The sequence below is a fragment of the Vibrio ponticus genome (assembly GCF_009938225.1).
In the GTDB taxonomy this organism is placed as follows: domain Bacteria; phylum Pseudomonadota; class Gammaproteobacteria; order Enterobacterales; family Vibrionaceae; genus Vibrio; species Vibrio ponticus.
The window spans coordinates 1,224,718-1,246,926 of the sequence record NZ_AP019657.1; the positions used below are offsets into that span (position 1 = coordinate 1,224,718).

General features: G+C 43.6%; 15 protein-coding genes and 1 pseudogene. 8 read left to right on the top strand and 8 right to left on the bottom strand.

Annotated features, from left to right (window positions below; translation table 11 throughout):
* Window positions 1–9: 9 nt before the first annotated feature.
* A complete protein-coding gene (locus tag GZN30_RS05400) occupies window positions 10–1,038 on the bottom strand; it encodes an amino acid ABC transporter substrate-binding protein (protein WP_075648902.1) in 1,029 nt (342 codons plus the stop codon).
* Between the two features lie 404 nt (window positions 1,039–1,442).
* On the opposite strand from GZN30_RS05400, the gene GZN30_RS05405 reads away from it, so the two are divergent.
* On the top strand, window positions 1,443–2,378 hold the full coding sequence (locus GZN30_RS05405) for a precorrin-2 dehydrogenase/sirohydrochlorin ferrochelatase family protein (RefSeq protein WP_075648901.1): 936 nt from the start codon (window positions 1,443–1,445) through the stop codon (window positions 2,376–2,378).
* A 68-nt stretch (window positions 2,379–2,446) separates the two neighbouring features.
* Here the strand turns inward: GZN30_RS05405 and GZN30_RS05410 are convergent, their stop codons facing one another.
* Window positions 2,447–2,932, bottom strand: a complete 486-nt coding sequence (locus GZN30_RS05410) for a YajQ family cyclic di-GMP-binding protein (RefSeq protein ID WP_075648900.1) — start codon at window positions 2,930–2,932, stop codon at window positions 2,447–2,449.
* A gap of 16 nt (window positions 2,933–2,948) precedes the next feature.
* The gene (locus tag GZN30_RS05415) at window positions 2,949–4,001 is read right to left on the bottom strand and encodes a 3-deoxy-7-phosphoheptulonate synthase (RefSeq protein ID WP_075648899.1); all 1,053 of its coding nucleotides are present in this window, start codon (window positions 3,999–4,001) and stop codon (window positions 2,949–2,951) included.
* A gap of 248 nt (window positions 4,002–4,249) precedes the next feature.
* Between GZN30_RS05415 and GZN30_RS05420 the strand changes: the two genes are divergently transcribed.
* Window positions 4,250–4,732 carry a PaaI family thioesterase gene (locus GZN30_RS05420; protein ID WP_075648898.1) on the top strand — a complete coding sequence of 161 codons (483 nt, stop codon included), beginning with the start codon at window positions 4,250–4,252 and terminating at the stop codon, window positions 4,730–4,732.
* A 7-nt stretch (window positions 4,733–4,739) separates the two neighbouring features.
* Here GZN30_RS05420 and GZN30_RS05425 read toward each other — a convergent pair whose 3' ends face one another.
* Window positions 4,740–6,110, bottom strand: coding sequence for a hypothetical protein (locus tag GZN30_RS05425; protein ID WP_075648897.1), 1,371 nt, complete (start codon window positions 6,108–6,110; stop codon window positions 4,740–4,742).
* Between the two features lie 101 nt (window positions 6,111–6,211).
* Here GZN30_RS05425 and GZN30_RS05430 point away from each other — a divergent pair, with 101 nt between their 5' ends.
* A complete protein-coding gene (locus tag GZN30_RS05430) occupies window positions 6,212–7,045 on the top strand; it encodes a CvfB family protein (protein ID WP_075648896.1) in 834 nt (277 codons plus the stop codon).
* Between the two features lie 202 nt (window positions 7,046–7,247).
* On the opposite strand, the gene rsmF is transcribed toward GZN30_RS05430, so the two are convergent.
* The 4 genes and pseudogenes from rsmF to GZN30_RS05450 form a co-directional block, all read right to left on the bottom strand.
* Window positions 7,248–8,681: a 16S rRNA (cytosine(1407)-C(5))-methyltransferase RsmF gene (gene rsmF, locus GZN30_RS05435; protein WP_075648895.1), complete on the bottom strand. Its 1,434-nt coding sequence runs from the start codon at window positions 8,679–8,681 to the stop codon at window positions 7,248–7,250.
* Between the two features lie 289 nt (window positions 8,682–8,970).
* Window positions 8,971–11,604, bottom strand: coding sequence for an MlaD family protein (locus GZN30_RS05440; protein WP_075648893.1), 2,634 nt, complete (start codon window positions 11,602–11,604; stop codon window positions 8,971–8,973).
* Complete coding sequence (locus tag GZN30_RS05445; RefSeq protein WP_075648934.1) at window positions 11,597–12,865, bottom strand: paraquat-inducible protein A; 1,269 nt, start codon at window positions 12,863–12,865, stop codon at window positions 11,597–11,599. The genes GZN30_RS05440 and GZN30_RS05445 overlap by 8 nt, the downstream gene beginning before the upstream one ends.
* Before the next feature lie 45 nt (window positions 12,866–12,910).
* Window positions 12,911–14,707 (bottom strand): annotated as a pseudogene (locus GZN30_RS05450) (ABC transporter ATP-binding protein).
* Between the two features lie 106 nt (window positions 14,708–14,813).
* Here GZN30_RS05450 and GZN30_RS05455 point away from each other — a divergent pair.
* The 5 genes from GZN30_RS05455 to pepN all read left to right on the top strand — a co-directional run bounded on the left by GZN30_RS05455 (window position 14,814) and on the right by pepN (window position 21,711).
* Complete coding sequence (locus tag GZN30_RS05455) at window positions 14,814–15,287, top strand: GAF domain-containing protein (protein ID WP_075648892.1); 474 nt, start codon at window positions 14,814–14,816, stop codon at window positions 15,285–15,287.
* A gap of 98 nt (window positions 15,288–15,385) precedes the next feature.
* Window positions 15,386–16,018 (top strand): RNA chaperone ProQ, encoded by a 633-nt coding sequence (proQ, locus tag GZN30_RS05460; RefSeq protein WP_075648891.1) that lies wholly within the window; start codon window positions 15,386–15,388, stop codon window positions 16,016–16,018.
* Between the two features lie 17 nt (window positions 16,019–16,035).
* The gene (prc, locus tag GZN30_RS05465) at window positions 16,036–18,030 is read left to right on the top strand and encodes a carboxy terminal-processing peptidase (protein WP_075648890.1); all 1,995 of its coding nucleotides are present in this window, start codon (window positions 16,036–16,038) and stop codon (window positions 18,028–18,030) included.
* 134 nt (window positions 18,031–18,164) lie between these two features.
* A complete protein-coding gene (locus GZN30_RS05470) occupies window positions 18,165–18,836 on the top strand; it encodes a hypothetical protein (protein WP_075648889.1) in 672 nt (223 codons plus the stop codon).
* 268 nt (window positions 18,837–19,104) lie between these two features.
* Window positions 19,105–21,711: an aminopeptidase N gene (pepN, locus tag GZN30_RS05475; RefSeq protein ID WP_075648888.1), complete on the top strand. Its 2,607-nt coding sequence runs from the start codon at window positions 19,105–19,107 to the stop codon at window positions 21,709–21,711.
* The last annotated feature ends 498 nt before the right edge of the window (window positions 21,712–22,209 follow it).

The window sequence follows — 22,209 nt, forward strand, 5'->3', positions numbered from 1 at the left end:
TAATTTTGCTTAGCGGATAGGTGGCGCGTACATGAAGCCGCCTTCGTTCCACAGTGCGTTGACGCCACGAGAGATCTCAAGCGGTGAACCTTCACCAACAGTACGCTCGAAGCTTTCACCGTAGTTACCTACTTGCTTAATCACTTGGTAACCCCAATCATCATTTAGACCTAAGCTCTTACCTTTAGGACCGTCGACACCAAGGATACGCTTGATGTTTGGATCAGATGATTTCAGCATTTTATCGACGTTTTGCGAGTCCACACCGTACTCTTCGGCATTGATCATCGTATTAAGCGTCCACTTAGCGATGTTGAACCATTTATCATCACCTTGGCGTACCACAGGACCTAGTGGTTCTTTAGAAATGATTTCTGGTAGTACAACTGCTGAACTTGGGTCAGCAAGGTTTAGACGCAGTGCGTAAAGACCTGATTGGTCAGTTGTCAGTACGTCACAGCGACCAGCATCGAAACCACTTGAGGTTTGCGCAGCAGTATCAAATACCACAGGTTTGTAGGTCATCTTATTGTTGCGGAAGTAGTCAGCAAGGTTTAGCTCGGTTGTTGTTCCTGATTGTACACAAACAGATGCACCGTCAAGCTCTTTAGCGCTTGAAATGCCAAGATCTTTCTTGATCATGAAGCCTTGACCGTCGTAGTAGTTTACACCGACGAAGTTCAGACCGAGTGCAGTATCACGGTGTAGCGTCCATGTTGTGTTACGTGATAGTACGTCGATTTCACCAGATTGTAGTGCCGTGAAACGCTCTTTTGCTGTTAGCGGAACGTATTTCACTTTCGTTTTGTCGCCTAGTACTGCAGCCGCAAGAGCTTGACAGTATTCCACGTCAATCCCTTCCCATTCACCCTTTGAGTTTGGGTTAGAAAAACCCGGTAGACCAGTACTAACACCACAAGTAAGTACGCCTTTCTTAAGTACTTTATCCAGAGTGCCGTCCGCTGCGTTTGCGGCGGTAGACATAAATGCGGTTGATGCAACTACGACTGAAGCAAGGAGCGATAGTTTTGTTTTCATGTGTATCCTTCCTGTGGAATCCATGTTAGACCAGGTGACACCTGATACAACGAATCGAAAAATGTTGTGTTTATTGCTATTGTCGACTTTATAAACTGCTCTGATGTGTCAGTCTCTAAATCAACTAGTTATAAGCCTAGGAAAGGATCTGCATATTCTCAAATGTATAATTTAAAATGAATTTTGATTAGAATCACAATCCTCGACACAAATAGAATGACGAAGTGTTAATTAATTGTAAATAGCACGTTGATCTCAATTCTAGTAAAGCAGCTTTTGATACAGTTAGAGTGACGGATTACTAGTTTGATAGTCTTGGTTAATGCTTTTAACTCGAAATATAATTTCAAGGTTTAAGTTAAATTCGACGCTAAATGTTGAAGATTAAATAAGCAAGGAGCGAAATGCAGTACTTTCCAATGTTTTTAGACCTCAAAGGTAAAGAGGTTCTGGTGGTAGGTGGCGGTGAAGTTGCTTGCCGTAAAGTGGAAACGCTAGTTAGAGCAGGGGCAATTGTTACAATTGTGTCTCCGGCGATTGAGGATTATTTACAGACTTTAGTTGTAAGTGAAGAGTGCCAATGGGTACAGAACTTCTACTCGCGCGAGATGATGGATAACAGATTTGTACAAGTTTGGGCTACCACAGATAATCCAAGCTTGAATCATCAGGTGCATCATGATGCCAAAAAACTCGGCATTTTAGTCAACGTTGTTGATGACCAACCTTATTGCGATTTTATAACGCCTTCCATTGTCAATCGTGGTCGCTTTCAGATAGCGATTTCGAGTGGTGGAGCATCGCCAGTACTGGTGCGAAACATTCGACAAAAGTTGGAGTATATACTGCCACAAAACCTGGCTCTACAAGGAGAATTCGCTGCTTCTAAGCGCAACGATATTAAGCAAAAACTGCCGAGTGTTGATTTAAGACGTAAGTTTTGGGAGCGATTTTTCGATCATGCACAAGTAGAACTCGCGACATCAAGACAAGAGTTGGAAGTATGTTATCACAGCTTGCTTAGTGACAATGTCACTATGTCTGGGCAGTTAACTTGGGTTGAGTTCGGTCAGGATATTGAACTATTGTCTCTTAAAGCCTTGCGGTTGATGCAGCAAGCGGAATTAGTGCTGTATCCTGCCGATTGCCCATTTGTGTTTGTCGATAGCGTAAGAAGAGATGCAGAGCGATTAATGTTTCATGATGAAGGCGAGTTGAGTAAATTGATCGCTCAAGCCCAGCAGCAACATTTACGCGTGATTGTGTTTATCAGTGAAGCATCGGCGAAGTACAATTTACTGATTGGCAACAGTTTACGATTAAAGCCGGCGAGAATGTAAACTACGCTTATTCCGTTGTTAAAAGAAAACCCGCCAAATCGGCGGGTTTTTAATCTTAACTGTCACTCTTAGTCACGGAAGTTTTCGTATTGGAATGGTTGACCCAGTTCCGCTTCACGAATCAGCGCGATAGCTGCTTGTAGATCGTCGCGTTTCTTACCAGTTACACGAACTTTCTCACCTTGAATAGAAGCTTGAACTTTCATTTTCGCGTCTTTCAAAGCTTTTACAACTTTCTTCGCCATTGGAGTATCAATGCCTTGTTTGAAAACAAGTACTTGATGCCAATTTTTACCTGTCGCTTCAGGCTCTTTGGCTTCCATTGAGTTTGCGTCAACACCACGCTTAGCTAGGTGGCTGCGTAAAATGTCACGCATTTGCTTTAGCTGGAAGTCACCTTCCGCGCTGAGTTTTACAGATTCATCTTTTTGTAGCTCAATCTCTGCTGCTACATTTCTAAAGTCGAAACGAGTAGAAAGCTCACGCTGAGCGTTCTCAATTGCGTTACGAAGTTCAACGCTATCGATTTCAGAAACAATATCAAAAGATGGCATGTAAATTTCCTCTAAATTATGGGCGTGCTTTAACAGCGTTCGCCAAAAGTTCCAACATGTACGCCGTGTCTTCCCAGCTCAAGCATGGGTCAGTGATTGACTGACCGTAGGTTAGGGAAGTGATGTCGTCCATTGGTTGATTGCCTTCAATAATAAAGCTCTCAGCCATAATACCTGCGATGTAAGTACTGCCAGATTTAATTTGTTCACAAATGTCTTTAGCAACATCGATTTGTTTTCTATGTTGTTTTTGGCAGTTCGCGTGACTGAAATCTACCACAAGTCGTTGTGGTAGGTCGAACTCTGCAAGCTGTTTACATGCGACTTCGACTGATTGTGCATCAAAGTTTGGACCTTGATCGCCGCCACGTAGAATCACGTGACCGTAAGGGTTACCAAATGTACGGTAAACGGTCATACGACCATTTTTGTCTGGCGAATAGAAGTAGTGCTGTGCTTTCGCTGCACGGATCGCGTCGATAGCGATTTTAATGTTGCCGTTAGTACCGTTTTTGAATCCGACTGGGCATGACAATGCAGAAGCCATTTCACGGTGGATTTGCGATTCTGTTGTTCGAGCGCCAATTGCGCCCCAAGTGATGAGATCGGCAATGTATTGGCCAGTGATCATATCAAGAAACTCGGTAGCCGTTGCCAGGCCAAGTTTATTGATATCAAGCAATAGCTCGCGTGCTTTGTTAAGACCAGTTTCAAGCGCGTAAGAACCATCGAGATTAGGGTCAGTAATGAGACCTTTCCAACCTACAACAGTGCGAGGCTTCTCAAAGTAGGTACGCATCACGATGAAAAGTTCATCTTTGTATTGTTCTTGAATGGTAGCGAGACGACTCGCGTAATCGAGTGCTGCTTCTGTATCGTGTACAGAGCATGGACCAACGATAACAAGAAGACGTTGGTCTTCACCTACCAAAATGCTTTCAATCTGACGGCGAGATTGGGCGATACGTGCCGCTACATCGTCAGTAATTGGGTAAGTGTGGCTCAACTCAGAAGGAGTTGGCATAGGACCCATCGGTTGGGTTCTTAGTTCGTCGGTTTTAAGTGGCATACTGCAGCCTATTCTTTAATTACGAAGCGCTAAAGATAACGGAAACCCACTAAGGAATAAACTAAATATACAAATTCTTAAGATTTAACTTATAACCAAGTAAATCAAGTAACCTCAGTGGTGTGACAATGTAACTGTTTAAGCGCGGTTAATTCTCAATTATGTTAATGCAATGTTGACTTTGCTGCAAAACAATATACAACTTAGTTATTAATAACAGATCAGACCAGTTGATAACGGACGTCACTATGCTCACTCCTCTACGCCAAGCGAATTTCTACTTAAACTCTTTCGGCTTCTTTAAAGTCCCGTTGATCTGGCTATGTCGTCCCAAGATATTGCAATTGGACGAAGAGAAAGTCGAAGTGATGATCCCACTGCGTCGAAGAACCAAAAACCATCTCAATAGTATGTATTTTGGCGTTTTGGCAGTCGGTGCAGATGTCGCTGGTGGCTTTATGGCAATGAGCAAAGCTCAGCAGCGAGGCGAAAAAATATCGTTGGCATTTAAGGCGGTTAAAGGCGAGTTTTTGAAAAGACCGGAAGCGGATGTATTGTTTACGTGCAGTGATGGTTTGCTGATTGATCAGATGCTGGATGACGCGATTGAGACAGGTGAGCGGGTCAATAAAGCGGTGGTGATCACCGCCACTTGCCCAGATCTACACGGAGAGGAACCGATGGCGGTGTTTGAACTGACGCTTTCGATAAAGTTATCTAAGCGCCAGTAAGGATTGTTTAAGGCAGAGGAATATTTGGATCGACGTCAACCTGTTCGATGGCAACGATTTTGGTACGGTTTAAGATGATCTTCCAGCGGAAGTATCTCTGTTTACCGTCAAAGCGGTCCTCTTTCGCAATTAAGTTGATGAGATGGCGTTTCTCTACCGATTCTTTACTCACTTGACCGTTATTGAGCAAATATACGCGGTTTGAGCCTTTATCCATTAAGCGCGTAAGCGACCTCATACTCACGAACATGGTTTCGCGGGTTTCTTCATAACCACTCATAAAGCGCGACGTCGCCATTTCGATCTCTGAGCGATAATGAAGTATCTGCTCTTCACGTTGTGCGGTACGTTTTTTGCGAATAAACATGATGCGGTCAGGTAATTTGTTTAGCGCTTGGTAATCGAGCCATTCGGTTTTTTGACCAACCACTTTGTTGGTTGTTGGGTCAGTATAACGTTTACGCCAGCGAGGTTTTCCTTTACGGAACCAGCGCCACAATACATCGCGAAGGTCATCTTTGAATATTTCACGTAGTGCGTAAACAAACGACATCGCAACGATAAACGACGCGGTAATTTCACCCCAGTAATCACGGGCAAGCACGGCGGTTATGGTTACAAATACCATCACAAACCCCGTTGCTAACCCCTTAACGATTCGCTTCATATTCTTACCGAGCGAAGTGGTTTTTTCTTTGAGCACGATAGGGTGCTCAATCAAGCGACGGAGTAAGCGCATCTTATTACTCATTCGCGTTACGTCGTCACGTGTCGCGGGTGAGTTATAGTTGTTGAGCTTACGGTGCGCTTTCTCTTTCTCGACAATTAGAATCAAACGCTCTTTTAGCGTTTTATAATCGCCATCACGCGGCATATGCGCGATCAGAGAAAGAAACTTTTGTTCCGTATACCAAGACAAATAGTTGTCGATATTGGCATAGTAACGCTTAAGACTTTCTTCGTACGGTATACCACGACGTAACTTTTTAAGAATGTCGATTGCCAACTCAATCACTGCATCGATTTCTTCGTCGGTAACCACTTCTGTATCGTAGCGGTTAAGTTGATTGACGGCTTTATCAAGCGCAATGACGTACTGATACGCAAACAAACTCAAACTCACGCGATATTGCGTGGAAGATAAACGTCCTCGTTTAGCTAAACGGCTGTGGATCAGTGGCAAGAGTATCTTGTCACTGTAGTAAGCGCGCTTTTGCACGATAGATTCGTAATAAAATTCAGTTTCTTTAAGTACGTCAGGGCTAAGTCCTAACTCACCAGGAACAAAGAAATAGAGATCAAGATTGGCCTTTTTGCTGGATGCCATTGAATGGGAAATCTTGAGCGTGATGCCGTCCTGCTTATCAACGGTAATCAAGAGAGAGCTCCGAAAGGAAAAAAGTTCGAATAATCTGGCGCAAGCATAACAGACTTTCGCTATAATCGCCCCAAATTAAGTGTTACAGAGATAAAAATACAATGATTAATGTTGGTCAAGTAAACCACCTCGAAGTAGTGAAACAAGCTGATTTTGGAGTATTTCTTGATGCAGGCGAGTTTGGCACCGCTCTTTTACCTAAACGTCACGTTCCGGAAGGTGTGGAAGTAGGTCAGTTTATTGATGCATTCCTGTATTTTGATTCAGACAACCAGCTAGTAGCGACTACTGAAACACCGATCGCGCAAGTAGGCGAATGGGGTTTAATGAAGATTGAAGGTATCAGCAGCACCGGCGCATTTGTTAACTGGGGTATCAAAGAGAAAGATCTTTTGGTGCCATTCAGTGAGCAACGCGGTCGTTTAGCTGCCGGTCAGATGATTCTAGTTTACGTCTACACCGACCGTGCATCTGGTCGTGTGGTTGGTACAACTAAGTTCAACAAGCTGCTAGACAAAACGCCAGCAAACTACACTCGTAACCAACAAGTGGACTTACTGATTGCTGAACGCAGTGACCTAGGCTACAAAGCGATTGTGAATGGCGAGCACTGGGGTGTGATCTTTAACTCGGACGTATTTGGCAAACTGTTCATTGGTAAAAAAATGAAGGGTTACATCAAAGCGATTCGTGAAGATGGCAAGATTGATTTGTCTTTGCAGAAAGTTGGCGTGGCTAAGATGGATGACTTGAGCTGTAAAGTGATTGAATTGCTCGAGAAAAAATGCGGATTTTTGCCGTTAAACGACAAATCAACACCAGAAGAGATTTTTGCCGCGTTTCGCACCAGTAAAGGTACGTTTAAAAAGACCATTGGTGGTCTTTACAAGCAAGGTAAAATCACGATTGAGAAAGACGGCATCCGTCTAAACTAACGCCCCCATTATTATGGTCTCATACTATTGAACTATAATAAAAAAGGCCCAGATCTCATCCTGATCCGGGCCTAGGGGAATGGCTCTATTAATGAGCCCGCGCTAACTTTATTGATATTATTGTTTGTATATAAGATTAATATTAGTACAAAATTTGGTTTGCGCGAGCTTGTTTCGGGTTTTAGAACTAATTTAGTACGCCTTAGAATAGGTTCTTGTCACGTACTAGTTCACGAGGCAATCCGTTTTTCACTCGGTTACCCACCCATTTACCTAAACCAATCACGTAGTTACCCACATCACTGCCGATTTTAACTAGTACTTCGCCTTTGCCTGATTGACCTTCTGGGCGGACATCGCGTCCCATAAACCATTCACGAGCATCTTCAATCGAAAGTACTACGCAGTTCTTTTCTGTCCCATCCGATAGTGCTGTCGCAACTTGGTGCTGCCAGCGGTAGCCTTTTTTGTGTGCTTCAGCAATTTTTATCCCCATGCGTGAGAATTTAAATTCACTCAGCATCGGCTCAAGGGCAGTGGGGAATAACCACACATCGTTGTCACGTAGCCAAACTGCCGAATCAGTAGGTAAAGTAACATCGAGTGCTTCCTTTAACTGTTTCGCGATATCTTGCTGCACTTTGCTACTCGCTTTCTCAAACGGGAACTTGCCGAGGCGCTTTTTCACTTCAGGTGCTGCAACTGAACCTAATTTACGCAGACGAGCAACAAAGAAACCTTCACAATCGTAAACTTGAGGGAAGATATGGAGGAAGCCTTCTTCAGTGATCGCTTTTTCCGCTTCTGGGAATAAGTGGGTTAAATTATCGAACTCAACCAAATCACCAAATGTCTCTTTAAGATGCAGACAAACTTCTTGGTTTTCTTCACGACTCAATGTACAGGTTGAGTAAACCATCACGCCACCAGGCTTAAGAGCATGGAAGGCACTTTCTATCAGGTCTTTCTGTGTCTCAGCGATAGAAATAACCGATTCTTTACTCCAGTTTTTCATCGCGTCGGCATCTTTGCGCACAGTGCCTTCGCCTGAGCATGGCGCATCGATAAGCACCGCTTCAAACTGTTCTGGCAACCAACCGCCAAACACACGACCGTCGTAGTTACTTAACGCGGCATTGCGAACACCACAACGTTCGATATTTGCGTGCAGCACTTTAACTCGGCTTGATGAAAACTCATTTGCCACCAGCACACCTTGGTTATTCATGCGTGCCGCAATTTGAGTGGTCTTTGAACCTGGTGCCGCCGCCATATCTAACACGCTGTCGTACAGGTCTCCGGTTTGGAATAACGCAGCAACCGGCATCATTGAACTGGCTTCTTGAATATAGAAAAGACCACTCATGTGTTCAGCGGTATTACCAAGAGGGACGATAGATTCATCGGCTTCAATCCAGAAGCCTTCTTCACACCAAGGCACAGGCTCAAGTTGCCAGCCTTTTTCAGCCGCTCGGATCAAAAACTCGTCAATCGAGATTTTCAGTGTGTTAACACGAATACTTTTACGCAGTGGACGTTGGCAAGCAGCGACAAAATCTTCCATATTCCGTGAACTAGGAAGGATCTTCGCCATCTCGGCTAGGAATGCATCAGGGATAAATACGTTAGCGTGCAAAATGAAAACTCGAGCAAATAAAACTTAGCGCGATTATACCCGAGAGAGTTGAAGATGGAAGGAGAACGGGGAATGGATGTGGGAGACGGGAACGCTTCGCTACGGAATACGGATGGGGGAACGCAGCGTTTTCGCTGCTTACGGAATCAGGAACGCTTTGCTACGGAATACGGATGCGGGAATGCAACGTTTGCGTTGCTTACGGGATATGGCAAAAAAAAGCGTAGCCTGAGCTACGCTTGGTATTGGATAAGCAAATCTTATAAAGTATCTAACTTATAAGTATTGCTTATGGTCTTGGAATGGCGGTACGCCAGCTTTTCCAATCGGCTTCGGGCGCTTTATGCAACAAGAAAGATTGATCTTGCTTTGCGACAGGTTGGAGTTGTGAGCCTTCAGGCGTGGCAAAGGTGATACCGCCGCGCAATAGGCTGTCTACCGTGCCTGAACGAATATCTGCACCTGTTAAGCCAATAGAGACATCGACACCTGAGCTGTTCCAGAATACGCTGTTTTGACGCACTAGGTATGCGTAGTCGGCATCAACCGCGATCTTAGTAATAACACGATCGGCAAATTCGCCAAGTTCTACGCTGACCACTTCACCAACTTCAATTTCACGATAAAGAACGGGCGTACCTACAACGACAGAACCACGAGTCTCACTTTGTAGTGTGAAGGAGACTCCTTCGGCTTGGAATGGTTGATTATGCAGTTCAAAGCTATTGGCTTGTGCGCCTTCACCAACCGAGACACTGATAGATTGGCTAAGCAGATTTTCAATGTTCTTCACACCACTTAAACCCACTTCGGCTTGTGGCAACCAGAAATAAGAACCTTTACGAGCAATCTGGGCGGCAAACTCTGGCAAAATTCGTGCTTTTAATTCCACGTCATTACGCGAGAAATCAGGCACCACTTTACTGATCTCACCCACTTTGATGCTGTTGTATTGAATAGGTGTACCCACTGACACTTTGCTGTCGCCGTGAGCGATGAGGGTGATCTCAAATCCTGCTTTTTGAGCCTGTTTCAACGTGTCGTAGAGTTTCCAGTTGTTGCCTTCTTTGTTGGCAATGCCCGGCATCGTATCAAAGGCAATCCCACCTTTAATCAGAGTTTTAAGTGGTGCGGCTTTAACACTGACACCAGCAAGCGATGCATCAATCTCAACCCCGGAACGATTCCAGAATACCGTCTCTTGGTTAAGCAGATGTTTGTATTGGTTTTCAATCGTGATGGTGACCAAGATCAGCCCATTCACCAGTTTATAGTCAGCGACGCTGCCCACTTGCAAGTTGCGGTAGAGTAGAGGGCTGCCTTTGGAAACTGGAGGCAGCTCGTCAGTGACTAACGTGATTGTCTGTGAACCGCTTAGAGCGTGCTGAGCCAGTTCGGCTAATGACTGGCTTTTATACAGTTGATATTGAGGTTGGGCGACCTTGTCTCCCAGACTGACAAAACTAATCGAACCGGTCAGTAGCTGTTTAGCTGGTGGCACGGTGACATTTAAACCTGCTTCCGTGAGCTCTGCACTGGCGCTGCCGGTTACAAAGAAACGGTTGTTCGAGCGAATAAGGTTTTGGTAACGCTTATCGATTAATAGATCAAAGCGTACTTTGTCTTGTTCAAGTGTTGTTTTGGTGATTTCACCGACGCCAACGCCGCGATAAAGTACCTTCGCGCCAGCATCTAGACCAAACGAGTTATCGGCATAGAGCTCAACCGCAATAGATTGCGCTTGCTGCATTTTAAACTCATTCTTGCGAATTGCAGTAAATTGACGCGCTTTGTCACCTTCACCTGGCACGAGAGTTAGGAAGTTGCCTTTGATAAGATTGGTGAGGTTCTCAACACCCGACAGTGATACTTCGGCTTCTTCGAGAACAAAACGGCTGCCCGAGTTCAACATATCACTGAAGGCTGGCTCAATGGCAGCAGACGCAATGATGTGCTCACGTTGTTTGTTAAGCTCTAAATCGGTGATCTGACCAACTTCGATGCCGCGATACATAATAGGCGCGCCTGATGGGCTGATGTTGTTATCATCGGGTAAATTGATTTTAATTGAGATACCGCGACCAGCCGTTTTTAGATCAGGGTAGAGTTTAAACTGTGCATTTTGCTCTACTGGTGCGCCGCGTCCCGGAGAATCGACTGCGATAGAGCCACCGATTAACGCCGTTAAGCTTTCAAGACGGATATCAACACCAGAGAAACCGACATTCGCACCAATGCCACTCACGTTCCAAAAACGGCTTTCGTCGGTAATGATATCGCGATATTCGTCCTGGATAGAGGCTTGGATGATGACGTTTTTGCTCTCTTTATCGAGTTGATAGTTATAAACTTCACCGATAGGGATCTTACGATAAAGAATTTGTGAACCAATTGAAATGCCACCAAGGTCACGAGATTTTAGCGTAATACTCAAGCCTTGATTGGCGAGTAAGTCCGCGGGTGCACGATCTAGCGCTACGAACTTAGTTTCTAATTCGCCGCCTTCCACGCCCGGTTGAATCGCAATGTAATTACCGGAAACCAGCGCATCAAGACCTGAAATGCCTGAGAGTGAGGCAGTCGGTTTGACCATCCAAAAGCGAGTCGTTTCACTCAGTAGTTTGGTGGCTTCTGGATAGATATCCGCTTCAACATAGATACTTTCCAAGTTATCAGAAAGAATAATATCGCGCACCATACCCACTTCTAAGCCTTGATAGCGGATAGTTGTGCGTCCCGCAATTAAGCCCTGAGCATCAGAAAATTGAATTTTGACTCTTTGCCCAGCGTCGTGAACGGCTTTAAAGACTAACCAACCTGCCAACACCATAGTGAGGATAGGGAGTATCCACAGTGGCGAAATACCTTTATTCCGCTTCACGTCAGGTGAGTAAGAATTTTGCGAAGACGTTGAATTACTCATTGAAAGACTCTTGTTGTTTTAGTTTTTTGCTTGGGCGATTACGACTTTCATCGTAATTATCCCAGATAAATCGAGGGTCGAAGCTATCTGCTGCCAACATGGTTAATACCACAACGATACCAAAAGCAACAGCGCCGTATCCCGGTGTAAAATCAAGGATTTGACCACGGTCAACTAAGGTCATCATTATTGAAATAACAAACAGATCCATCATTGACCATTTACCAATCCACTTCACGACAAAATAAATTATCATGCGTTGGCGATGGAAAATACGTCGCTTGAATTTCACTGCGAGCAAGATATAGGCAAGACCAATAATCTTAGCCACCGGTACAACAATACTGGCAACGAAGATAATCAGTGCGATACCCGACATGCCATTTTTTACCAACGCAGCCACGCCAGAGAAAATGGTATCTTCTAAACGCTTACCATTGGTAAGCAAAATAGAAATCGGAATTAAGTTCGCGGGAAATATCGCAATTGAAGCTGCCAGTAAATACGCTGCGGTTTTTTGCATTGAATTCGGTGTTCGATGCGCCAAACTGTGATGGCAGCGCACACATTTGTCACTGTTAGGTTGAGATAAATGACAGACGGTACAATGCACGTCTTTATGTTCAAAAGGGTACTCACTTTCAGCTTGGTACGCTTCCCAATAGCGGCGCACACTCACACGGCTAACCAGCAGCACGGTAAAGAGCTGCAATAAGATCAAACCATAGAGCCCCACGCCAACAAACAGATCAGAATAGTCTTGCAGCTTAAAGCAAGAAATCGCCACACTAATTAAAAACACGTCAATCATCACCCAGTGTTTAAGGTGCTGTATAATCCACAGAGCTGGCTTTAATAACTTAAAGGCGCGAATTTTCAGAGCGATATGGGCTGCGACGACCGAGCTGCATACGAGCAGAGGGGCAATTGAGCTACAAAAAGCGACCAACAATGCGAGAAAGACGAAGCCTTCTTCGAACAAAGTAATGATGCCTGATGGTAGAGTTGCAGGGATCATTTGACCAAATAGGCGGATACTAAGGAAATTAAAAAAGTGCGAAGGAATAAACAGTAGCAGGCAAGTTAGCGCGATGGCTAAGTTGCCTGATAACGAAGGTCTGCCGCCACGATAGAGCTGAGTACCACAGCGAGGGCAAAAGGCACTCTTGCCTAATTCGACATCAATAATATCGACAGGTAGTTCGCAGCCTTGGCAAAGTCGGACTTTACTAGGCTGCGCATTATGCGGAGCTAAACTCAAAGTGCCCCCAAAATGTCGAGGGTCGAGAAAGAGAGAGTAGCCCAACTAGCCGTGAGATTGCACTGCGCCATAGAGGGTTTGATATAGACCTTGTTGTTCAACTAATTCTCCATGAGTCCCTGTTTGGGTAACTTGACCATCTTCTAACACATAGATGATGTCTGCTTGTCTTACCGCAGATAAGCGGTGTGCGACAATCAGTGTTGTTCGACCATTCAAAAATTCAGTCAACGCTTTGTGTAAAGCGGCTTCGGTCGCGGTATCAAGAGCTGAGGTCGCTTCATCTAAAATAACGAATTTCGGATCACTCAAAACCATTCGAGCAATCGCTAACCGTTGTCTTTGACCGCCGGATAAGCGAATCCCGTTACGACCGATTTGCGTCTCTAAACCTTGGCTAAGTTGGCTAATGACATCTTGCATCTGCGCGATCTCAAGTGCTTGCCATAGTTGCTCATCGCTGTAATGACTGCCAAGGGTGAGATTATGCCTCAAGCTGTCGTTAAATAGTATAGGTTGCTGTAAAACCACGGCAATTTGTTCGCGGATTACATCAAAGCTGATATTGTCAGTGGTGCGATGATTGAATTTTATGACGCCACTGTCGGGGCGATACACCCCAATCAGTAGTTGAATTAAAGTGGATTTGCCACCGCCACTGGCACCGACTAACGCGACTTTTTTTCCGGCAGGGATATGCAAATTGAGGTTTCGCAGAACTTGGCTTTCATCGTTATAAGAAAAGGTCACATTCTCGATACTGACGTCGACTTCCTTATCATCGGTAAATGGATTCACCTTGCTCTTAGGACGATACTCTTCTTCTAACTCTAGCAGGGTGTTGATGCGAGTAAGTGCGGCTTTTGCGCTGTACCATGAAAATTGAATACCGAGAAGCTCTTGTACTGGAGAAAGCATAAACCACAGTTAGCCAAATACAGCGAAAATTTGCCCGATGGTCAGATCGCTGAACATCACCATTAGCATTGCAACTGCGCGGAATAATTCAAACCCAAGTAAGAACAACAGAAATGAAACACGCCCAGCGGCTTCAGATTGCCAAGCATACTTATCAGCATCGAGACGAACTTGATTAGCATTGAGCTTGAGTTCATTTAAAAACTCACGCTCTCGGTTAGCCGCGCGTAACTGATAGATACCATCTAAGGTTTCCACCAAGCGATTTTGAAAGCGTTCAAATGATTGGTTCTCACGCTTTTTAAGATGCTTAACTTTACTGCCCAGCAGGCGCGAGAAGTAAATAACAATTGGGTTAACCAATAAGATAAATAAGCCCAAACGCCAATCAATCCACAGCAATACGCCGGCGGTACCAATAACAGTTAGAAAACTGATAATGAACTTACTCAATGTTGAGCCGATGAATTGGTCGATCGTTTCAATATCCGTGATCAAGTGGGCATTAATACCGCCACTACCACGTGTCTCATATTGTCGAATGCTGATGCGACCTAACTTATCAATCATTTTACTGCGCATTTGATAAGTAATGGTTTTTGACACCAACGTAAACTGACGACTTTGTAAAATATTGAGTATCTGACCCACAGTGCGCATCAAAACAACCAGGAAGAGCGCAAAAAAGATGTAACCGGTTGGTGTTTGTATCGAAGCAGGTAAGACGCTATTCATTAAGTCTAAACCTGTACCGGGTTTATTGAGCAGCACCTCATCAACCATTAACGGTAATAGTAGAGGGATAGGGACACTCACCAAGGTAGCAATAATTGCAATGACGTTGGCTACAATCAGCTTGGATTTGTGTATTTTTACTTGTGATATCAGCCAAGAACGGCTAATAGTGTTGTTGTTTTCGGTCATTCTACTGATAATACGAATAATTTATACTCCAATTGTACGTAGAATCACCAAATATGTCTCATGTTTTGATGTGAAGTCGCGATAAGGTCTCTAAACGGAAGTAGTCATGAAGCAAGAATTTTATCAATCTCTCACCAAGCAAGCTCAAGCTTTGATTGAGTCAGAAACCAATCTTATAGCCAACTTGTCTAATATCAGCGCATTACTCAATATGTCGTTGGAAGAGATTAACTGGGTTGGTTTTTACTTGATGGATGGTGACCAATTAGTGTTAGGTCCGTTTCAAGGTAAACCTGCTTGTGTTCGCATTCCGGTAGGTAAAGGCGTATGTGGTACAGCAGTGGCGACCAATCAAGTTCAACGTGTTTATGATGTGCATGAATTTGAAGGGCATATTGCTTGTGATGCAGCAAGTAACTCTGAAATTGTTATTCCATTTTCAATTGATGGAAAAATCGTCGGCGTGCTCGATATCGATAGTCCAAATATTGGTCGATTTGATGAAGAAGATGAAAAAGGATTGCTTATTTTAATGGCAGAAGTAGAAAAGCTGCTTAATTCACACGCTATCAAGGCATAAATTCGCGTTAGAGTGTGGTTTTTCCTATACAGGTCACTATAATGGCTGAAATATTTATCTTAACGCTCGCGGACAGTCCGCTTTAACCAGGAACCCCCATGGAAAACACTGAAAAGTTAAAAAACAGCAAAGAAGTAATTGCATATATTGCTGAATGTTTCCCTAAGTGCTTTACTTTAGAAGGTGAAGCAAAGCCACTTAAAATTGGTATTTTTCAAGATCTTGCGGATCGTCTTTCAGATGACCCAAAAGTAAGTAAGACTCAGCTACGTGCAGCGTTAAGACAGTACACTTCATCATGGCGTTACCTTCACGGTGTTAAGCCTGGTGCAGTTCGTGTAGATTTAGATGGCAACCCAGCAGGTGAGCTAGATGAAGAACACGTTGAACACGCTAAAACAGCGCTAGCTGAAAGCAAAGCGAAAGTGCAAGCTCGTCGCAAAGAACAAAGCAAGAAGACTCGTGAAGAAGGTAAAGCGAAATCTGCTAAGCCTGCGGCTAAGAAGCCTCAACAAGCTCGTCGTCCTGCAAAATCTGCGCCGAAAGCAGCTAAGCCAGTTGAAACACGTCTACTAACTGCTGAAGAAGTTAAAGTTGGTAACGCAGTAAACGTGAACATGGGCAAAGGAAACATGGCTGCAACTATCGTTGAAATCAATAAGGAAGATGTGCGAGTTCAACTGTCTAACGGCCTACAAATGGTTGTTAAAGCGGAGCACCTACGCGCATAAAGGAGAATCTCCTACGCATGAAATGCCGTTTAAACTTTTCGCTGATTGCTGCTAGCGTTATGCTAGCAGCAACTCCAGTAAAAGCACTCGAAGCTAAAATCGAATTAACTGACTTACCTGCGCTTGAGCAAGAAGCTCAACACAAAACCGCAAGTAAGCGAGTCACTTCCCGATTTACCCGTTCTCATTACAAACATTTCTCGTTAGACGATCAATTTTCGCAAGCGATCTTTAATCGTTACCTAGAAATGCTTGATTTCAATAAGAATATCTTCACTCAAGCTGACATTGATTCCTTTTCTAAGTGGGCGAACTCCATTGATGATCAATTAAAGTCAGGCGATAACCAAATCGCTTTTGATATTTATAATCAATCAATTAAACGTCGTTATGAAAGGTTTGATTACGCACTGTCTCTGCTCGATAAAGAGATGACGTTCGATACTGACGAGAGCATTGAGCTCGATCGCAGTGAAGCGGCTTGGCCGAAGAACGAACAAGAGCTAGATGAACTGTGGCGTAAACGTGTTAAGTACGATGCCTTAAATCTGAAATTGACTGGCAAGAGCTGGGATGAAATCAAAGACATCCTAGGCAAACGTTACAATAACGCATTGAAACGTTTGACTCAGACCAACAATGAAGATGCTTTCCAATTGTACATGAATGCGTTTTCACGCGAAGTGGATCCTCATACCAGTTACCTTTCTCCGCGTAACGCTGATCAATTCCAACAAGAGATGAATTTGTCCCTTGAAGGTATTGGTGCCGTGCTGCAAATGACCGATGATTATACTGTCATTCGTTCTCTTGTTGCTGGTGGTCCAGCGGCGAAGAGTAAGAAACTCGGTGAAGGTGACCGCATCATCAGTGTCGGTCAAGAAGGCGAAGAGATGGTTGATGTGATTGGTTGGCGACTGGATGATGTTGTTCAACTAATCAAAGGTCCAAAGGGCACTACGGTCAAACTTGAGATCCTGCCTGAAGGTAATGATGCCAAGAGTGAAGTTATCTCAATTGTTCGTGACAAAGTACGTTTAGAAGATCGCGCAGTAAAATCGGAAATCATTGAGAAAGATGGTAAGAAGATTGGCGTGCTCGAAGTGCCGAGTTTCTATGTAGGTCTATCAAAAGATACGGATAAACTGATTTCTGAGCTTAAACAGAAAAAAGTTGACGGTATTATTGTTGATCTGCGCAATAACGGTGGTGGCGCTTTAACGGAAGCAACCTCATTGTCTGGTCTGTTTATCACTAGCGGTCCAGTTGTTCAGGTTCGCGATAGTTACGGTCGCATTAATGTTAATGCAGATACTGATAACGAAATCAGCTATGACGGTCCAATGATGGTATTGGTTAACCGTTACAGTGCTTCTGCGTCTGAGATTTTTGCTGCGGCAATGCAAGATTATGGTCGTGCAATCGTTGTAGGTGAGAACTCGTTCGGTAAAGGCACGGTGCAACAACATCGTTCGCTCAATCATATCTATGATTTGTTCGATAAAGAATTGGGTTACGTCCAGTACACAATCCAAAAGTTTTATCGCATCGATGGCGGTAGTACGCAAAATAAAGGTGTCGTACCAGATATTGCTTATCCAACACCAATTGATCCGGCTGAAACCGGTGAAAGTGTAGAAGATAACGCATTGCCTTGGGATAGCATCGATAAAGCGGATTACAAGCAGTTACAACGTAACGATAAGTTGATTGCACAGCTGGATAAACAGCATCAAACTCGTATTGCTAATGATCTGGAGTTTGGCTTTATCGCGGAAGATATCGCAAGATACAAAGCTGAAAAAGAAGATAACTCTTTGTCATTAAACGAGAAAGAGCGTAAACGCATCAGTGATGAAGCGGATCAGCGTCGTCTGGAACGTATTAATGAGCGTCAGCAAGCGGCAGGTCAAAAGCCATTTAAATCGTTGGATGATTTGCCTAAAGATTATGAAGCACCGGATGCATATCTTGATGAATCGGTTGCTATCATGGTTGATATGATACGTTAAGCTAAGCAACATAAATCTAAGCGAGCTCGAGTAGCTCGCTTTTTTTGTATTAAAAACTAATGTGACCTAGGTCAAATTTTTAGCATTATCGCCAACTTGTGCCTACGCTTAAAGAAAAAGTGAGGGGACGCGATATGAGATGGATTGGGATTCTATTAGCCTGTTTTAGCTTCACAACTTGGGGTGCAACGCCATCCAATGCACGAGAAACGGATGCACTTAGTTTTTTTGACCACCCATTCTTACTTGGTGATTGGTACCTCATCAATCCAGAACCCGAAAACTCAAAAGAAGACTACATCGCGATAAAATTGACCTTAGACTCCAAGTTCAATTTCGTCATTGATATCCAGAAAAAAGATTACACCGTAGATCGTTGGGAAGGAATGTACACCGCCAATGAAGATACGATTATTCTCGGTTTAAACACGGATCACCCACAAGTGTATTCTTACGCCAGTAACCACAACTTACTCAATCTCAACGGCGTGGTATTTACTAAAGCCTTATCAAATTCGTTAGCAGGAATGTGGTCGAGCAAGCACCTCGATGGCGATGACTTGATGGCGAGTGATGTCAATCAGATGGATTTGATCTTACAACCTGATTTTGTCTTCCTGTTTAAAGTGAGCAACCCCGATGGGGATGAAGCAATTCGCAGAGGCGTGTACTTCACTGAAGGAGAACATTTGGTACTTCTATACGAAAATGGTGAACACAATACACGCTATAAACTTAACCGAGATACTTTAACGATTACTTCTGAAGAAGGTGGCATGTTTGCCGTGCTTAACCGAATACGATAACTCACGCTAAATTGTCTTAAAGTTAGACAGATAATTTAGACACAGCGTGTAAATTAGGAAAAAAGCGAGGTAATTTGTGACAATGCCTCGTTTTTTTGTTGTCAGAGTTGTAAGCTTTAGCTTCAAGTAACCCAAAGAAGCGTGACGTAGGTTCAAGATAACTCAATGGTTTCACCGCTATATTGCGGGTATTGATTTGAACCAGAAAGCCCGTTCAATTTATTGGTTACTTAACTATTTTCGACAATATTTGTAGAAGGATTTAGAAATGGCTCAAGCTCCTCAAGCCAAATATCGCAAAGATTATCAGTCACCATCTCATACTATTACTGATATCGATCTGACATTTGAACTGCACGATACCGCAACATTGGTTACGGCTGTCTCTCAAGTTAAGCAATTAAAACAAAGCTCGACGCTAGAGTTAGATGGTGATGGGTTGGTGCTAAAGAGTCTACTCGTAAACCAAGAATCATGGACAGATTATGAGTTGGTTGAAGATGGCATCAAGATCAACCAACTGCCAGAAGAGTTTACTTTAACCATCGTGACTGAAATTAACCCAGAGGCGAATACCGCATTAGAGGGTTTATACAAATCTGATGGTGCTTACTGCACTCAATGTGAAGCGGAAGGTTTCCGTCGCATTACTTACTACCTTGATCGCCCAGATGTATTAGCGAAATACACCACAACGGTTATTGCCGACAAAGCGCAATACCCATTCTTACTAAGTAATGGTAACCGAGTTGATCAAGGTGAAACAGAAAATGGTCGTCATTGGGTGAAGTGGTTTGACCCACATCCAAAACCATCTTACCTGTTTGCATTAGTTGCGGGTGACTTTGATGTTCTGCGTGATAACTACACTACTAAGTCTGGTCGTGCCGTAGAACTAGAAATTTTTGTCGATAAAGGCAACTTAGATCGCGCTAATCATGCGATGGTTTCACTGATTAATTCGATGAAGTGGGACGAAGAGCGTTTCGACTTAGAGTACGACTTGGACATCTACATGATTGTCGCGGTTGATTTCTTCAATATGGGCGCAATGGAAAACAAAGGCTTAAATGTCTTTAACTCGAAGTTTGTTCTAGCCAACGATCAAACCGCGACCGATACAGATTACTTAGGTATCGAAGCGGTAATCGGTCACGAGTACTTCCATAACTGGACTGGTAACCGCGTGACTTGTCGTGACTGGTTCCAACTTAGCTTAAAAGAAGGTTTGACTGTTTTCCGCGATCAAGAGTTTTCATCTGATCTTGGCTCACGCGCGGTAAACCGAATTAACAATGTTCGTATTATTCGTGGTCCGCAGTTTGCCGAAGATGCTAGCCCAATGTCTCATCCAATTCGTCCAGATAAAGTGATTGAGATGAATAACTTCTACACGTTGACCGTGTATGAAAAGGGTAGTGAAGTCATTCGTATGTACCACACCTTATTAGGTGAGCAAGGATTCCAAAAAGGCATCAAGCTATACATGGAAAGACACGATGGCACAGCCGCGACATGCGAAGATTTCGTCAAAGCGATGGAAGATGCTAACGGTGTTGACTTAACTCAGTTCCGTTTATGGTACAGCCAATCGGGCACACCGACCGTAAAAGCAAGCAGCGAATACAATGCTGATGCTAAAACGTACACATTGACGCTAGAACAATCAACTGAGCCAACTCTTGATCAAAAAGAGAAGCTGCCTTTACATATTCCGTTCGATATCGAGCTGTATGATGCAATGGGTGATGTTGTTGAGTTACGCTGTAACTGTGAAAAAGTTTCAAATATTCTGAATCTAACTCAAGCTAAACAAAGCTTTGTGTTTGAAGGCGTGACAGAAAAACCCGTACCATCATTGTTAAGAGAATTCTCTGCACCCGTAAAACTTGAATACGATTACAGTGACGAAGAGCTAACGTTCTTAATGGTTCATGCTCGCAATGAATTTGCTCGTTGGGATGCGGGACAAATGCTGCTGGCGAAATATATTCGTCGCAACGTTGCTAACTTGCAAGCAGGTGGTGACGTATTACTTCCAAGTGAAGTTGTCGATGCATTCCGTGGCGTATTGTTAAGTGAAGAGCTAGAACCAGCGTTTATTGCTGAAGTGCTTTCGTTGCCAAGTCACAATGAAGTATCAGGTTGGTATAAGACTGTTGATGTCGATGCTGTCGCTGCCGTGCTAAAAGCGATCAAAGTTCAATTAGCATTTGAACTACAAGATGAGCTTTCTGCTATTTACCACAGCTTGAATCAAGCAGAGTACACCATTGATCATGCTGCAATTGGTAAGCGTGCTCTACGTAATACCGCTTTGGCTTACCTTGCTCATACCGAACACGGTAATGTTTTGGCTGAGCAACAATATCAGCAAGCCAATAATATGACCGATACAATTGCTGCAATGTCAGCTGCAAACCAAGCACAACTTGAATGTCGTGAATCTTTGATGGCTGATTACAGCAATAAATGGAAACACGATGGTTTGGTTATGGATAAATGGTTTGCACTGCAAGGCAGCAACCCTGCAGATAACGTACTTGAAGTGATCAAACAAACCATGCAGCACGAAGCGTTTAGTTTGAAAAACCCAAACCGTACTCGTAGTTTAATTGGTTCATTCCTTAATATGAACCCGGTTCACTTCCACGCAGTCGATGGCTCTGGCTATCAATTTGCTGGAGAGATCTTACGTGAGCTTAATAGCTCAAACCCGCAAGTCGCATCGCGTTTGATTGACCCACTGCTAAAATTGGGTAAGTACGATGAAACGCGCCAAGCGTTGATTAAAGCTGAACTTGAACAGCTTAAAGCGATGGATAATCTAGCGAAAGATCTATTCGAAAAAGTGACTAAGGCGTTAGAGTCTTAATCATTGTTTTGCTTAGGTTAGTATTAAATAGCGGCTCTAGTAGCCGCTTTTTTTGTGTGCGGACAAGGGAGCTTTTTTCAAAAAGCAGTAATAACTGTATAAATATACAGTTAAAATTGATATGCCGTAAATTTGAGACTACTAGAAGAGAGGGCTTTGTTTAAGTTATTGATTATTAGCTATTAATGAGATTTCTGGTTTTGATGTGTGTCCCGCTTACAAGTATGACTGCCCATTTTATCTTAGTGTCAGTGGTCCAATTGCTCTTTGCAATGCCTTATGTTTCGAGTATGGAGTAATCAGAAAGGCGCTTTGTTATCTTTGGTGTTTTCCGACCAGTTTTAGGCGTTCCCGACGCCGAAAACTTAAAAATACGTCCTGTATTTTTGCCTATTGTTTTGGTTACTTTTAAGCAGATGTAGATGAAGTAAATGTGCGTGTTTTTAGAGTGATCAGGTACAAATATTCATCGCAATAGTGCATAAGTTCTTCTGATAA